13 protein-coding genes are annotated in these 15313 nt (G+C 70.8%); all 13 read left to right on the top strand.

Annotation, left to right across the window (positions count from 1 at the left end; all coding sequences use genetic code 11):
* Positions 1–49: 49 nt before the first annotated feature.
* The 13 genes from ABZ478_RS17615 (at position 50) to sepF (ending at position 15272) form a co-directional block, all read left to right on the top strand.
* Positions 50–628, top strand: a complete 579-nt coding sequence (locus ABZ478_RS17615) for a septum formation initiator family protein (protein WP_359550155.1) — start codon at positions 50–52, stop codon at positions 626–628.
* A gap of 5 nt (positions 629–633) precedes the next feature.
* Positions 634–2637: a penicillin-binding protein 2 gene (locus ABZ478_RS17620; RefSeq protein WP_359550157.1), complete on the top strand. Its 2004-nt coding sequence runs from the start codon at positions 634–636 to the stop codon at positions 2635–2637.
* A 30-nt stretch (positions 2638–2667) separates the two neighbouring features.
* Entirely contained in the window at positions 2668–4320 is a 1653-nt protein-coding gene (locus tag ABZ478_RS17625; RefSeq protein WP_359550160.1) for a UDP-N-acetylmuramoyl-L-alanyl-D-glutamate--2,6-diaminopimelate ligase, read from the top strand.
* A gap of 4 nt (positions 4321–4324) precedes the next feature.
* Entirely contained in the window at positions 4325–5731 is a 1407-nt protein-coding gene (gene murF / locus ABZ478_RS17630) for a UDP-N-acetylmuramoyl-tripeptide--D-alanyl-D-alanine ligase (protein WP_359550162.1), read from the top strand.
* Positions 5728–6801 (top strand): phospho-N-acetylmuramoyl-pentapeptide-transferase, encoded by a 1074-nt coding sequence (gene mraY / locus ABZ478_RS17635; protein WP_359550165.1) that lies wholly within the window; start codon positions 5728–5730, stop codon positions 6799–6801. The genes murF and mraY overlap by 4 nt, the downstream gene beginning before the upstream one ends.
* A complete protein-coding gene (gene murD / locus ABZ478_RS17640) occupies positions 6783–8216 on the top strand; it encodes a UDP-N-acetylmuramoyl-L-alanine--D-glutamate ligase (RefSeq protein WP_359550166.1) in 1434 nt (477 codons plus the stop codon). Before mraY ends, murD begins: the two co-directional genes overlap by 19 nt.
* A 67-nt stretch (positions 8217–8283) precedes the next feature.
* Complete coding sequence (ftsW, locus tag ABZ478_RS17645) at positions 8284–9645, top strand: putative lipid II flippase FtsW (RefSeq protein ID WP_359550169.1); 1362 nt, start codon at positions 8284–8286, stop codon at positions 9643–9645.
* Between the two features lie 6 nt (positions 9646–9651).
* Positions 9652–10740 carry an undecaprenyldiphospho-muramoylpentapeptide beta-N-acetylglucosaminyltransferase gene (gene murG / locus ABZ478_RS17650; RefSeq protein WP_358931054.1) on the top strand — a complete coding sequence of 363 codons (1089 nt, stop codon included), beginning with the start codon at positions 9652–9654 and terminating at the stop codon, positions 10738–10740.
* Positions 10741–10766: 26 nt separating this feature from the next.
* Positions 10767–11561: an FtsQ-type POTRA domain-containing protein gene (locus ABZ478_RS17655; RefSeq protein ID WP_359550172.1), complete on the top strand. Its 795-nt coding sequence runs from the start codon at positions 10767–10769 to the stop codon at positions 11559–11561.
* Positions 11562–11840: 279 nt separating this feature from the next.
* Entirely contained in the window at positions 11841–13052 is a 1212-nt protein-coding gene (ftsZ, locus tag ABZ478_RS17660) for a cell division protein FtsZ (RefSeq protein WP_351670518.1), read from the top strand.
* A complete protein-coding gene (gene pgeF, locus ABZ478_RS17665; protein WP_359550175.1) occupies positions 13049–13777 on the top strand; it encodes a peptidoglycan editing factor PgeF in 729 nt (242 codons plus the stop codon). Before ftsZ ends, pgeF begins: the two co-directional genes overlap by 4 nt.
* Positions 13778–13783: 6 nt before the next feature.
* Positions 13784–14503, top strand: a complete 720-nt coding sequence (locus ABZ478_RS17670; RefSeq protein ID WP_359550177.1) for a YggS family pyridoxal phosphate-dependent enzyme — start codon at positions 13784–13786, stop codon at positions 14501–14503.
* Positions 14504–14630: 127 nt separating this feature from the next.
* Positions 14631–15272, top strand: coding sequence for a cell division protein SepF (sepF, locus tag ABZ478_RS17675; RefSeq protein ID WP_351670509.1), 642 nt, complete (start codon positions 14631–14633; stop codon positions 15270–15272).
* Positions 15273–15313 lie beyond the last annotated feature (41 nt).

Here is a 15313-nt window from a genome sequence, read left to right on the forward strand (position 1 = left end):
CTGGGTTCCCGGACTCACCCGTCGGCGCACCGGAGCCACCGGAGGCCCAGTGAGTAGGAAACCCGAACTGCGGGGGAGGGCCGCCCGGCTCGCCCGGCTCCTCCCGGCCGGCCGCGCCCGCGCGGCCCGCGCCCCGTTCGTCCTGCTCGTCGTCCTGCTGCTCGGCGGCGGCCTCATCGGGCTGCTGGTGCTGAACTCCGCGCTCAGCGAAGGCTCGTTCCGGCTCGACGCCCTGCGCAAGCAGACGAAGAGCCTCACCGACGAGGAGCAGGCGCTCCAGCGGGACATCGACGGCTACTCGTCCCCCGACGCCCTCCAGCGCCGCGCCCGCGAACTCGGCATGGTCCCCGGCGGCGACCCGGCCTTCCTGGACCCCGGCGGGACCGTCAAGGGCGTACCCGGCGCCGCGAGCCCCGAGCCCGCCGCACTCAAGGGCCCGGCCGCCCCGGAGACCGTCACCCCGTCCGCCGGGCCGCCGTCCTCACCGGCGCAGACCCCCGGCACCCCGACGCCCGCCGCCACCCCGACGCCCACTCCCGCGGCCCCCGCCCCGGTGATCACCACCCCGGCGGCGTTGGCGCCGCTCTCCACCCTCCAGTCCGCCCCCACCCCGACCTCCGGCAGGTGACGGAAGTGTCCGACAGGGAACCGCCGCGCCGCCGCGTGCCCGGCCCCGCGAAGCCTTCCCCGGGTCCCCGGCCCCGTCCGGACCGGGCCGAGCCCCGCCGGGCGCGGGGCGCCGTCCGGCGGCAGCCCGGGCCCGGTGCCCGGCCGGCCCGCAGGCCGGGCGGTGCCCGGCCCATGCCCCCGCCGCCGCTCCGGCTCGGCCGGCCCAGGCCCCGGCTGCGCATGGTGGGCCTCGCCCTCACCCTGGTGATGAGCGCCTTCGTCGTACGGCTGCTCCAGGTCCAGGCCGTCGACGCGCACGCGTACGCCGCCAAGGCCGAGCAGAACCGCTACGTCGTGCACACCCTGGCCGCCGACCGCGGCGGCATCACCGACCGCAACGGCGTGGCCCTCGCCGTCAGCGAGGACGCGTACGACATCACGGCCGACCCCACGATGTTCAGCCGCAAGCAGCTGAAGATCGGTGACGGGCCCGAGCAGGCCGCCGCGCTGCTCGCGCCGATCCTCGGCCAGGACCAGGACACGATCGTCGGGAAACTGCGGCCCAGGAACGAGCTGTCCCGCTACGCCAAGCTGGCCGTGCGCCAGACCCCGCAGGTCTGGAAGCAGATCAAGGACCTGAAGGCGGCCCTCACCAAGAAGGCCGGCTCCGACGGCAAGGCGCCCAACGTGCTCGCCGGCGTCTTCGCCGACCCCAGCAGCCAGCGCGTGTACCCCAACGGCGACCTCGCCGCCGGGATACTGGGCTGGGTCAACGCCGACGGCCGGGGCGGCGGCGGCATCGAACAGGAACTCGACAAGCAGCTGTCCGGCAAGGACGGCAAGATCCGCTACGCCCAGTCCGGCGGCCGCGAGGTGCCCACCGCGGGCTCGACCGAGACCCCCGCCGTACCCGGCAGCGACGTCGAACTCACCATCGACCGCGACATCCAGTGGGCCGCCCAGAACGCCATCTCCGAGCAGGTGAAGAAGTCCAGGGCGGACCGCGGCTACGTCATCGTCCAGGACACCCGCAGCGGTCAGATTTTGGCCATGGCCAACTCGCCCGGCTTCGATCCGAACGACCTGTCGAAGGCCGACGCCGAGGCCATGGGCAACGCGGCCGTGCAGGACGCCTTCGAGCCCGGCTCCACCGCCAAGGTGATGTCCATGGCGGCCGTACTGGAGGAGAACGCGGCCACCCCGCTCACCCACGTCGTCGTCCCCAACCGGCTGCACCGGGGCGACCGGCTGTTCCAGGACGACGTCGACCACGCCACCTGGCACCTCACCCTCAACGGCGTGCTCGCCAAGTCCAGCAACATCGGCACGATCCTCGCCACCGGGCAGCTCGGCAAGTCGCAGTCCGAGGCCAACAAGGTCCTCCACTCCTATCTGCGCGACTTCGGCATCGGCCGGCCCACCGGGCTCGGCTTCCCCGGCGAGACCAAGGGAATCCTCGCCGCCCCCGGCAACTGGTCGACCTCGCAGCAGTACACGATTCCTTTCGGCCAGGGTTTCTCGCTCAGCGCCATGCAGGCCGCCTCCGTGTACTCGACGATCGCCAACGGCGGTGTCCGCGTCGAGCCGACCCTGGTGCGCGGCACCCGGGGCGCGGACGGCCGCTTCACGCCTGCTCCGCAGCCCGGGAAGTCCCGTGTGGTCAGCGCGAAGACGGCCAAGTCCGTCTCCCAGATGCTGGAGTCCGTGGTGGACGACGAGCAGGGCACCGGCATCAAGGCCCGCATCCCCGGGTACCGGGTTGCGGGCAAGACCGGCACGGCGAACCGAGTGGATCCGGCCACCGGCAGGTATCGCGGATACACCTCGTCGTTCGCCGGATTCGCACCCGCGGACAAGCCGCGGATCACCGTGTACTGCGCCATCCAGAACGCCACGTCCGGCAGCTACTTCGGCGGCCAGATCTGCGGCCCCGTCTACAAGCAGGTGATGGAGTTCGCCCTGAAGACGCTGCAGGTCCCGCCGACCGGCGCGAAGGCCGCGAACCTGCCCGTCGACTACAAGCCCTGATCAGCACCTCGGAAAGACCAGGAACCACTCGTGACAACGATCACTCCCGACCCCGGGAACCAGGGCACCCAGGAGCCCTCGCTTCGCTCCGGAGCCAGTGCGCCCGGTACGCTCACCGCCGTGCCACACGCTGATCAGTCCCCCATCACCCAGAAGGGCGCTTCCGTGACATATCCGGGACCGCCGCGACCGGTTCAGGTCTCCGCCACACCCCTCGCGGAGCTGGCCGATCAGCTGGGTGCCGCCGTCGAGGGCACCGCCGAGGTCACGGGCATCACCCATGACTCGCGCGCGGTCCGCCCCGGCGACCTGTACGCCGCCCTCCCGGGCGCCCGTCTGCACGGCGCCGACTTCGTCACCCAGGCCGCCGGCCTCGGTGCCGCCGCCGTGCTGACCGACCCGACGGGTGCCGAACGCGCCGCCGCGACCGGCCTGCCGGTCCTGGTCGTCGACGACCCGCGCGCGCGGATGGGCGCACTGGCGACAACGATCTACGGAGACCCGGGCCGCGACCTGCTCCAGATCGGCATCACCGGCACCTCGGGCAAGACCACCACCGCCTACCTGGTCGAGGGCGGTCTGAAGGCCACCCGCACCACGGGCCTCATCGGCACCGTCGAGATGCGCGTCGGCGAGGAGCGCATCAAGTCCGAGCGCACCACCCCCGAAGCCACCGATCTGCAGGCCCTGTTCGCCGTCATGCGCGAACGCGGCGTCGAGGCCGTCGCCATGGAGGTCTCCAGCCACGCCCTGGTCCTCGGCCGGGTCGACGGCTGCGTCTTCGACATCGCCGTCTTCACCAACCTCAGCCCGGAACACATGGAGTTCCACTCCGACATGGAGGACTACTTCCGGGCCAAGGCACAGCTCTTCACGCCGGAACGCAGCAAGCTCGCCGTCGTCAACACCGACGACGAGTACGGCCGCCGGCTCGCCCAGGAGGCGACCGTCCCGGTCGTCACCTTCTCGGCCGAGGGCCACCCCGACGCCGACTGGCGCGCGGAGGACGTCCAGGTCGGGCCCATGGACTCGACGTTCACCGTCCTCGGCCCCGACGGCGAGCGGGTCCAGGCCAGGTCGCCACTGCCCGGCCCGTTCAACGTGGCGAACACCCTCGCCGCGATCGTCGCCCTCGCGGTGGCCGGCCTCGACCCGCAGGCCGCCGCCGACGGCGTCGCCGCCGTGCCGGGGGTGCCGGGCCGCCTGGAGCGCGTGGACGCCGGGCAGCCCTACCTCGCGGTCGTGGACTACGCCCACAAGACCGACGCGGTCGAGTCGGTCCTCAAGGCGCTGCGCAAGGTGACCAAGGGCCGTCTGCACGTCGTGCTCGGCTGCGGCGGCGACCGTGACCAGACCAAGCGCGCCCCGATGGGCGCCGCCGCGGCCCGGCTCGCCGACACGGCCGTACTGACCTCCGACAACCCCCGCTCCGAGGACCCGCTGGCGATCCTCGCGACCATGCTCCAGGGCGCGGCCTCCGTGCCGTCCCACGAGCGTGGCGAGGTGCTCCTGTTCGAGGACCGGGCCGCCGCGATCGCCGCCACCGTCGCCCGGGCGCACGCCGGGGACACCGTGCTGGTCGCGGGCAAGGGGCACGAGCAGGGCCAGGACATCGCCGGCGTGGTCCGTCCCTTCGACGACCGCCAGGTGCTTCGCGAAGCTATCCAGAAGACCCAGGGATGAACTTGTGATCGCCCTCTCCCTCGCCGAGATCGCCGAAGTCGTCGGCGGGCAGACGCACGACATACCGGATCCGTCCGTCCAGGTCACCGGACCGGTCGTCCGGGACTCCCGAGAGGTGGTGCCGGGCAGCCTCTTCGTCGCCTTCGTCGGCGAGCGCGCCGACGGCCACGACTACGCGCGGGCGGTCGTCGAGGCCGGTGCCGCGGCCGTTCTGGCCTCCCGGCCCGTCGGTGTGCCGGCGATCGTCGTCGAGGACGTCCAGGCCGCCCTCGGCGCCCTCGCCCGCCACGTCGTACGCAGCCTCGGCGCGACCCTCGTGGCGCTGACCGGCTCCGCCGGCAAGACCAGCACCAAGGACCTCATCGCGCAGGTGCTGCGGCGCAAGGCGCCGACCGTGTTCACGCCCGGCTCGCTCAACAACGAGATCGGGCTCCCGCTGACCGCGCTCAGCGCCACCGCCGAAACCCGTTTCCTCGTACTGGAGATGGGCGCCCGCGGCATCGGGCACATCCGCTACCTCGCCGGCCTCACCCCGCCGAGGATCGGCCTGGTGCTCAACGTGGGCACCGCCCACATCGGCGAGTTCGGCGGCCGCGAGCAGATCGCCCAGGCCAAGGGCGAACTCGTGGAAGCGCTCCCGGAGGACGGCGCGGCGATCCTCAACGCCGACGACCCGCTGGTGCGGGCCATGGCCTCCCGTACCAAGGCGAAGGTGGTCCTTTTCGGAGAGTCGGCCGAAGCGGACGTACGCGCCGAGAACGTGCGACTCACGGACAGCGGACAGCCCGCCTTCAGGCTTCACACACCCTCCGGTGCAAGCGATGTGACCATGCGCCTGTACGGTGAGCATCACGTGTCGAACGCGCTCGCCGCGGCCGCCGTCGCCCATGAGCTGGGCATGTCCGCGGAAGAGATCGCCACCGCGCTCTCCGAGGCGGGCTCCCTCTCCCGCTGGCGCATGGAGGTCACGGAGCGCCCGGACGGCGTGACCATCGTCAACGACGCCTACAACGCCAACCCCGAGTCCATGCGGGCCGCCCTCAGGGCGCTCGCGGCCATGGGCAAGGGGCGCCGTACGTGGGCGGTGCTCGGCAAGATGGCCGAGCTGGGGGACGAGGCGCTCGCCGAGCACGACGCCGTCGGACGGCTCGCCGTCCGGCTCAACGTCAGCAAGCTCGTCGCGGTCGGGGGGATTGAGGCCTCCTGGCTGCAACTGGGCGCATATAACGAGGGTTCGTGGGGTGAGGAGTCGGTGCACGTGTCCGACGCACAGGCGGCGGTCGACCTGTTGCGCAGCGAGTTGCGCCCGGGGGACGTCGTGCTCGTGAAGGCGTCCCGTTCGGTGGGGCTCGAGGGCGTCGCCCAGGCGCTGCTCGAGACCGGTGCCGAGGGTGAGGTTGCCGCCCGATGATGAAGCAGATCCTGTTCTCAGGAGTCATTGGCCTCTTCCTGACGCTGGTCGGCACCCCGCTGCTGATCAAGCTCCTCGCCCGCAAGGGCTACGGCCAGTACATCCGTGACGACGGCCCGCGCGAGCACGCCAGCAAGCGCGGTACGCCGACCATGGGCGGTATCGCCTTCATCCTGGCGACCATCGCCGCGTACTTCCTGAGCAAGCTCATCACCGGATACCCCCCCACCTACTCCGGACTGCTGGTCCTCGGCCTCATGTTCGGCATGGGCCTGGTCGGCTTCCTGGACGACTACATCAAGATCGTCAAGCGGCGGTCGCTCGGTCTGCGGGCCAAGGCCAAGATGGCCGGCCAGCTCATCGTCGGCATCGGCTTCGCGGTGCTGTCGCTGATGTTCGCGGACGCGCGCGGCAACACCCCGGCGTCCACCAAGCTGTCGTTCATCACCGACTTCGGCTGGAGCATCGGCCCGGTGCTGTTCGTCCTCTGGGCGCTGTTCATGATCCTGGCGATGTCCAACGGCGTGAACCTCACGGACGGTCTGGACGGCCTCGCCACCGGCGCCTCCGTGCTCGTCTTCGGCGCCTACACGTTCATCGGCGTCTGGCAGTTCCAGGAGTCCTGCGCCAACGCGACGACGCTGACCAACCCGGGCGCCTGCTACGAGGTGCGCGACCCGCTGGACCTCGCCGTGGTCGCCTCCGCCCTGATGGGCGCCTGCCTGGGCTTCCTGTGGTGGAACACCTCGCCGGCCAAGATCTTCATGGGGGACACCGGTTCGCTCGCCCTCGGCGGTGTCCTCACCGGCCTGGCCATCCTCTCCCGCACCGAGCTGCTGGTGGCCATCATGGGCGGCCTGTTCGTCCTCATCACCATGTCGGTCGTCATCCAGGTCGGCTCCTTCCGGCTCACCGGGAAGCGCGTCTTCCGGATGGCGCCACTTCAGCACCACTTCGAACTCAAGGGCTGGTCCGAGGTCCTGGTGGTGGTCCGCTTCTGGATCATCCAAGGCATCTGTGTGATCGTCGGACTGGGCCTCTTCTACGCGGGATGGGCAGCGGACAAGTGACCTCCTCGGTGCCTTCTGAATTCCAGGGCAAGCGCGTCACCGTCGCCGGGCTCGGCGTCTCCGGCGTCCCGGCGGCCAAGGTGCTGCACGCGCGCGGTGCGATCGTCACGGTCGTCAACGACGGCGACGACGCACGCGCGCGTGAGCAGGCCGCGGAGCTGGAGGCGCTCGGCGTCACCGTGCGCCTCGGCGACGGCGCCACCCTGCCGGAAGGCACCGAGCTGATCGTCACCGCGCCCGGCTGGAAGCCGGACAAGCCGCTGTTCGTCGCCGCCGGGAAGGCCGGAGTGCCGGTCTGGGGCGACGTGGAGCTGGCCTGGCGCCTCAGGGGGCCCGGCGCGGCACCCTGGCTGGCCGTGACGGGCACCAACGGCAAGACCACGACCGTGCAGATGCTCGCCTCCATCCTGGCGGCCGCGGGCCTGCGCACCGCCGCCGTGGGCAACATCGGCGTCTCCCTGCTGGACGCGGTCCTCGGCGAGGAGGAGTACGACGTCCTCGCCGTGGAGCTCTCCAGCTACCAGCTCCACTGGGCGCCCTCGCTGCGCGCCCACTCCGCCGCCGTCCTCAACCTGGCTCCGGACCACCTCGACTGGCACGGCTCCATGGAGGCCTACGCGGCCGACAAGGGCCGTATCTACGAGGGCAACCGGATCGCCTGCGTCTACAACGTGGCCGACAAGCTCACCGAGGACCTGGTGCGCGAGGCGGACGTCGAGGAGGGCTGCCGGGCCGTCGGCTTCACCCTCGGTACCCCCGGTCCCTCCCAACTCGGCGTCGTGGAAGGCATCCTGGTCGACCGCGCCTTCGTGGAGAACCGGCAGAAGAACGCGCAGGAGCTGGCCGAGGTCTCCGACGTCAACCCGCCGGCCCCGCACAACATCGCCAACGCCCTTGCCGCGGCCGCCCTCGCGCGCGCGTACGGCGTGCCCGCCACCGCCGTACGCGACGGTCTGCGGGCCTTCCGCCCGGACGCCCACCGCATCGCGCACGTCGCGGACATCGACGGGGTGGCGTACGTGGACGACTCCAAGGCCACGAACACCCACGCCACGGAAGCCTCGTTGGCGTCATATGAGTCGATCGTATGGATTGCGGGCGGTCTGGCGAAGGGTGCCACCTTCGACGAGCTGGTCGCCAAGTCGGCGAAGCGGCTGCGCGGGGCCGTCCTGATCGGCGCCGATCGTGCCCTGATCCGAGAGGCCCTGGCGCGACACGCCCCGGAAGTACCCGTCGTCGACCTCGAACGGACCGACACTGGGGCGATGCTCCAGGCGGTGACGGAGGCGAAGCGGCTGGCCAGGACCGGCGACACCGTGCTGCTGGCCCCGGCCTGCGCCTCCATGGACATGTTCACCAACTACAACCAGCGCGGCGACGCGTTCGCGGCCGCGGTCCGCGAGCTCGGCGCCTGACCCGGCCGCCCGCCGGGCGGATCTTGGGAGGGACGCGTGGGACGGTCGACGTTCAGTGGAGGCGCCCATGCCCGGTAGCCGTACCGGCCGCCCGCCCGTACAGCGGGCGTCCCGGCGCCCCGCGCTCCCCGGACCACCGCGCGAGAACGCCGTGCAGCGGCTCTGCACGCGCGCGCGGAAGGCCTGGGACCGGCCGCTGACCGCGTACTACGTGATCCTCGGCGGCAGCCTCCTTATCACCGTGCTGGGCCTGGTGATGGTCTACTCGGCCTCCCAGATCACCGCGCTGCAGCTGTCGCTGCCGGGCTCGTACTTCTTCCGCAAGCAGTTCCTCGCCGCGGCCATCGGCGGCGTGCTGATGTTCGTCGCCTCCCGCATGCCGGTGAAGCTGCACCGGGCACTGGCCTACCCGATTCTGGCCGGCGCCGTCTTCCTGATGGTCCTGGTGCAGGTGCCCGGGATAGGGATGGCGGTCAACGGCAACCAGAACTGGATCTCCCTCGGCGGTTCCTTCCAGATCCAGCCCAGCGAGTTCGGCAAGCTCGCCCTGGTGCTGTGGGGCGCCGACCTGATCGCGCGCAAGCAGGAACGCAAGCTGCTGACCCAGTGGAAGCACATGCTGGTGCCGCTGGTGCCGGCCTCCTTCATGCTGCTGGGCCTGATCATGCTCGGCGGCGACATGGGAACCGCGATCATTCTCACAGCGATCCTGTTCGGCCTGCTGTGGCTGGCGGGGGCGCCGACCCGGCTGTTCGCCGGAGTGCTCTCGGTCGCCGGCCTGATCGGTGTCGTGCTCATCAAGACCAGCCCCAACCGGATGGCCCGGCTGGCCTGCATCGGCGCCACCGAGCCCAAGTCGGGAGTGGCCGACTGCTGGCAGGCCGTGCACGGGATCTACGCCCTCGCCTCCGGCGGACTGTTCGGCTCCGGGCTCGGCGCGAGTGTGGAGAAATGGGGACAACTGCCCGAAGCGCACACCGACTTCATCTTCGCCGTCACCGGCGAGGAACTGGGTCTGGCGGGGACGCTGTCGGTGCTCGCCCTGTTCGCGGCTCTAGGCTATGCGGGTATCCGCGTGGCCGGACGCACGGAGGACCCCTTCGTGAGGTACGCCGCGGGAGGCGTGACCACGTGGATCACCGCTCAGGCGGTGATCAACATCGGTGCGGTGCTCGGCCTGCTGCCGATCGCCGGCGTGCCCCTCCCGCTGTTCTCCTACGGAGGGTCCGCCCTGCTGCCGACCATGTTCGCCATCGGGTTGCTGATCGCCTTCGCGCGCGAGGACCCCGCTGCGCGGGCGGCGCTTGCGATGCGGCAACCTCGCTTTGGTAGAAAGCGGGCAGGAGGCTCCGGTGCCGAGCGGGGGCCTCGGAGATGGAACACGATGCGACGGCGCGCCTCGGTGGCGCGCTCGTCCGGAGAGCGGTGAATTTCGGTGCATGTCGTACTCGCCGGCGGAGGTACCGCGGGCCACATCGAGCCCGCGCTCGCCCTCGCGGACGCCCTGCGCAGGCAGGACCCGACCGTGGGGATCACGGCCCTGGGCACGGAGCGAGGCCTGGAGACCAGGCTCGTCCCGGAGCGCGGCTACGAGCTGGCGCTGATCCCGGCGGTGCCGCTGCCCCGTAAGCCCACTCCCGAGCTGATCACCGTCCCGGGCCGGCTGCGCGGCACGATCAAGGCCGCCGAGCAGATCCTCGAGCGCACCAAGGCGGACGCCGTGGTCGGCTTCGGAGGCTATGTCGCCCTGCCCGCCTATCTGGCCGCCAAGCGCCTCGGTGTGCCCATCGTGATCCACGAGGCCAACGCCCGCCCGGGCCTGGCCAACAAGATCGGCTCCCGGTACGCCGCCCGGGTCGCCGTCTCCACCCCGGACAGCAAGCTGCGCGACGCCCGCTACATCGGCATCCCGCTGCGCCGCACCATCGCCACCCTGGACCGGGCCGCGGTCCGTCCGGAGGCGCGCGCCCGCTTCGGTCTGGACCCGAACCTGCCCACCCTGCTCGTCTCGGGCGGCTCCCAGGGTGCCCGGCGCCTCAACGAGGTGGTCCAGCAGGTCGCGCCGTGGCTGCAGCAGGCCGGCATCCAGATCCTGCACGCGGTCGGCCCGAAGAACGAACTGCCGCAGGTGCAGCAGATGCCGGGAATGCCGCCCTACATCCCGGTAAGTTACCTGGACCGGATGGACCTCGCGTACGCCGCGGCCGACTTGATGCTCTGCCGCGCGGGCGCGATGACCGTCGCCGAACTCTCCGCCGTCGGACTCCCGGCCGCCTACGTCCCGCTGCCCATCGGCAACGGCGAACAGCGGCTGAACGCCCAGCCGGTGGTGAAGGCGGGCGGCGGCCTCCTCGTCGACGACGCGGAACTCACCCCCGAGTGGGTGCAGCAGAACGTCCTGCCCGTGCTCGGGGACCCGCACCGGCTGTACGAGATGTCGCGCGCGGCAAGCGAGTTCGGCCGTCGCGACGCCGACGAGCTGCTCGTCGGCATGGTGTACGAGGCGATCGCCTCACGCCGATAGGACCATATGACGAAGGGGTAGTGAGGGTGGCCGGATCGACTACCGCCGAGCGCGGAGAACGCCAGCAGGAGTCGTCCGGCCCGCCGCCCGCGCGACGGCTGAGGCGGGCACGCCTTCGTATGATCGTCATCCTTGCCGTCGCCCTGGTGCTCCTCGGAGCGGGCTCCACCTGGGTGTTGTACGGCTCCTCGTGGCTGCGCGTGCGGCACGTCTCGGTCACCGGCACGCGGATGCTGACCCCCGCCGATGTGCGGGAGGTCGCCTCCGTGCCGGTCGGGGCACCGCTGGTCTCCGTCGACACGGACGCCGTCGAAGCGCGGCTCCGGCGGAAACTGCCCCGGATCGACACCGTTTCGGTCGTTCGCGCCTGGCCCCGTGGAATCGGCCTCAAGGTGACCGAGCGGACTCCGGTACTACTTGTCCGCAAAGCCGGGAACTTCGTCGAAGTCGACGACGAAGGCGTCCGTTTCGCCACCGTTTCGCAGGCACCGAAAGGCGTTCCGCTACTGGAATTGACCGCGTCCCGGTCGGATCCGGCCGCCGCGAGCTTCCGGCGCTTCGGCACCGACCGTCTGGTGCGCGAGGCGGTGGGGGTGGCCGGCTCCCTCCCGGCCGCCGTCGCGCGGGACGCCCGGACCGTCCAAGTCCGTTCCTACGACGACATCTCGGTGGAACTGGCCGACGGCCGCACGGTCGCCTGGGGCAGCGGTGAGAACGGTCGCGCCAAGGCACGGGCCCTCACAGCACTCATGAAAGCAGCTCACGGCGCCCGGCACTTCGACGTGAGCGTGCCCACCGCGCCTGCGTCATCGGGGAGTTGACGGGTATCAGCGCAGGCCAGCACCCTGGTTGGGCACTGCTACGGCTGATCACATAGGGTGAAAAGAAAAACGGGAGGTTCGGCGTGTTCGTTGAACGGGCGCCACTTGTCGACTTAGTGTCCTGTTCAGAAGACTTCAAGGAACAGACACACTGGTAACCCTAAACTTCAGGGTTAGGGTTCGGGTCGGCGCTACGGACCGTCCCATTCGGCATCCGTCGTCCCGGTGCGGGGAACCGCCCGGCGGCGACAACGTAATTCGAGGCGAGAGGCCTTCGACGTGGCAGCACCGCAGAACTACCTCGCAGTCATCAAGGTCATCGGTGTCGGCGGCGGTGGTGTCAATGCCATCAACCGGATGATCGAGGTCGGTCTCAAGGGCGTCGAGTTCATCGCCATCAACACCGACGCGCAGGCGCTGTTGATGAGCGACGCCGACGTGAAGCTCGACGTCGGCCGCGAACTCACCCGCGGACTCGGCGCCGGAGCCAACCCGGCCGTCGGCCGCAAGGCCGCCGAGGACCACCGCGAGGAGATCGAGGAGGTCCTCAAGGGGGCCGACATGGTCTTCGTGACGGCCGGTGAAGGCGGCGGCACCGGCACCGGCGGCGCGCCCGTCGTGGCCAACATCGCGCGCTCGCTCGGCGCCCTCACCATCGGCGTGGTCACGCGCCCGTTCACCTTCGAGGGACGGCGCCGCGCGAACCAGGCCGAGGACGGCATCGCCGAACTGCGCGAAGAGGTCGACACCCTCATCGTCATCCCCAACGACCGGCTGCTGTCCATCTCGGACCGGCAGGTCTCGGTCCTGGACGCCTTCAAGTCGGCCGACCAGGTCCTGCTCTCCGGTGTGCAGGGCATCACCGACCTCATCACCACGCCCGGCCTGATCAACCTGGACTTCGCCGACGTCAAGTCGGTCATGTCCGAGGCCGGTTCCGCCCTGATGGGCATCGGTTCGGCCCGCGGCGACGACCGCGCGGTGGCCGCGGCCGAGATGGCGATCTCCTCGCCGCTGCTGGAGGCGTCCATCGACGGCGCCCGCGGCGTGCTGCTCTCCATCTCCGGTGGCTCCGACCTCGGTCTGTTCGAGATCAACGAGGCCGCCCAGCTGGTCAGTGAGGCCGCCCACCCCGAGGCCAACATCATCTTCGGTGCGGTCATCGACGACGCCCTCGGCGACGAGGTGCGGGTCACCGTGATCGCGGCCGGCTTCGACGGCGGTCAGCCGCCGGCCCGCCGGGACAACGTCCTCGGCTCCGCCTCCGCCTCCGGCTCGTCCGCGCCCCGCCGCGAGGAGCCCGCTCCGGCGCGGCAGCCGGAGAGCCGCCCGTCCTTCGGCTCCCTCGGCAGCGTGACGCCGAAGGAGGAGCCGGAGCCGGCGCCCGAGCCGGTGGCCGAGATCCCGGTCACCCCGTCGGTCCCGCCCGCGCCGCGCACCTACGCGGACAGCGCGGCCGAGGAACTGGACGTCCCGGACTTCCTGAAGTGATAGGACAGCGCGAGAGCGTGAGCGGCGCGCACTTCGCCTTCACCGACCGGTGGGGCGGGGTGAGCGCCGCTCCGTATGAGGAGCTCAACCTCGGCGGCGCGGTCGGCGACGACCCCGGATCGGTCCGGGCGAACCGGGAGCTGGCGGCGGAGTCGCTGGGGTTCGGCGCCGACACGGTCGTCTGGATGAACCAGGTGCACGGGGCCGACGTGGCCGTCGTGGACGCGCCCTGGGGCGAGCTTCCCGTGCCGGAGGTCGACGCGATCGTCACCGCACGCCGGGGGCTCGCGCTCGCGGTCCTCACCGCCGACTGCGTACCGGTGCTGCTGGCCGACCCGGTCGCCGGGGTCGTGGCCGCCGCCCACGCGGGCCGGCCGGGAATGATCAAGGGGGTCGTCCCCGCCGCCGTACGGGCCATGGTCGAACTGGGCGCCGAGGCGGAGCGGATCACCGCCCGCACCGGACCCGCCGTCTGCGGCCGGTGCTACGAGGTGCCGGAGACGATGCGCGCCGAGGTGGCCGCGGTCGAGCCGGCGGCGCACGCCGCAACCGGCTGGGGCACTCCGGCGGTGGACGTGAGCGCCGGAGTGCACGCCCAGCTGGAGCGGCTCGGGGTGCGCGACCGCGCGCAGTCCCCGGTGTGCACCCTGGAGTCGGGCGACCACTACTCGTACCGCCGCGACCGCACCACCGGGCGGCTCGCGGGCTATGTCTGGCTGGACTGATGGGGCATGACGGACCGTAAGACCGAACTCGCCGCGAACCTGGCGAACGTGGAGCAGCGCATCACCGCCGCGTGTGCGGCGGCCGGGCGCGAGCGGGAGGAGGTGACCCTGATCGTGGTCACCAAGACCTACCCGGCGAGCGATGTGCGCATCCTGTCGGAACTCGGTGTGCGCCACGTCGCCGAGAACCGTGACCAGGACGCGGCGCCGAAGGCGGCCGCCTGTGCGGATCTGCCGCTGAAATGGCATTTCGTCGGCCAGTTGCAGACCAACAAGGTCCGTTCCGTGGTTGGTTATGCCGATTTCGTGCAGTCCATCGACCGAGCCCGGCTCGTCACCGCACTGTCGAAGGAGGCGGGGCGCGCCGGGCGCGAGGTGGGATGCCTCATCCAGGTCGCGCTGGACGCGGGGGAGAGCGGCCGGGGCGAGCGCGGTGGTGTGGCGCCGGACGGGATCGAGGAGTTGGCCGGCCTCGTGGCCGGGTCGCCGGGACTGCGGCTCGACGGTCTGATGACCGTCGCACCGCTCACCGGGGAGTACGCGGGACGCGAACAGGCGTCGTTCGAGCGGCTCATGGATTTGTCGACTGACCTGCGCCGGGCTCATCCTGCTGCAACCATGGTGTCGGCAGGGATGAGTGCGGACCTCGAGCAGGCAGTGGCGGCCGGAGCGACACATGTGCGCGTCGGCACTGCGGTACTCGGAGTCCGCCCCAGGCTCGGGTAACGTCGCCAGGAAGTCGGACCACAGCAGAAAATATGGTCAATGTCCGCGAAAGCGGGCACAACGACCACGTGGATCGCGGGCACTTGGCAGTCGCAGTCGATCCACCACAGAGCGGAGGACTCAGAGAATGGCCGGCGCGATGCGCAAGATGGCGGTCTACCTCGGCCTCGTGGAGGACGATGGGTACGACGGCCGCGGATTCGACCCCGACGACGACTTCGAGCCCGAGCTGGACCCGGAACTCGACCGGGACCACCGACGGCATGAGGTGTCACACCAGTCACACGGTGCGCATCAGTCCCAAAGGGACGAAGAGGTGCGAATCGTGCAACCGCCCGCGCCGCGCGAGCCGGTGGCCCGTTCGACTTCGCTCGCCGCGGAATCCGGGCGCCCGGCGCGAATCGCGCCCGTGGCATCCATCACACAAGAACGCCAGTCCCTGGAGAAGAACGCACCGGTGATCATGCCCAAGGTCGTGTCCGAGCGGGAGCCTTACCGGATCACCACGCTGCACCCGCGGACGTACAACGAAGCCCGTACCATCGGGGAACACTTCCGTGAGGGCACCCCGGTGATCATGAATCTGACTGAGATGGATGACACAGACGCGAAGCGACTTGTCGACTTTGCGGCCGGTTTGGTGTTTGGTCTTCACGGCAGCATCGAGCGGGTGACGCAGAAGGTGTTCCTGTTGTCTCCTGCTAACGTCGATGTCACGGCGGAGGACAAGGCCCGCATCGCAGAGGGCGGGTTCTTCAACCAGAGCTGAGACGTACCACCGGGAAAAGCACGGAAACAGGGGAGAGGGAA

Origin of the sequence: Streptomyces sp. NPDC005706 (genome assembly GCF_040631045.1) — a bacterium.
In the GTDB taxonomy this organism is placed as follows: Bacteria; Actinomycetota; Actinomycetes; order Streptomycetales; family Streptomycetaceae; genus Streptomyces.

Excerpts from the sequence above, each read along its gene's own strand:
- mraY (WP_359550165.1), top strand. The coding sequence starts at position 5,728 with ATGATGAAGCAGATCCTGTTCTCAGGAGTCATTGGCCTCTTCCTGACG.
- murD (WP_359550166.1), top strand. The coding sequence starts at position 6,783 with ATGGGCAGCGGACAAGTGACCTCCTCGGTGCCTTCTGAATTCCAGGGC.
- ftsW (WP_359550169.1), top strand. The coding sequence starts at position 8,284 with ATGCCCGGTAGCCGTACCGGCCGCCCGCCCGTACAGCGGGCGTCCCGG.
- ABZ478_RS17670 (WP_359550177.1), top strand. The coding sequence starts at position 13,784 with ATGACGGACCGTAAGACCGAACTCGCCGCGAACCTGGCGAACGTGGAG.
- sepF (WP_351670509.1), top strand. The coding sequence starts at position 14,631 with ATGGCCGGCGCGATGCGCAAGATGGCGGTCTACCTCGGCCTCGTGGAG.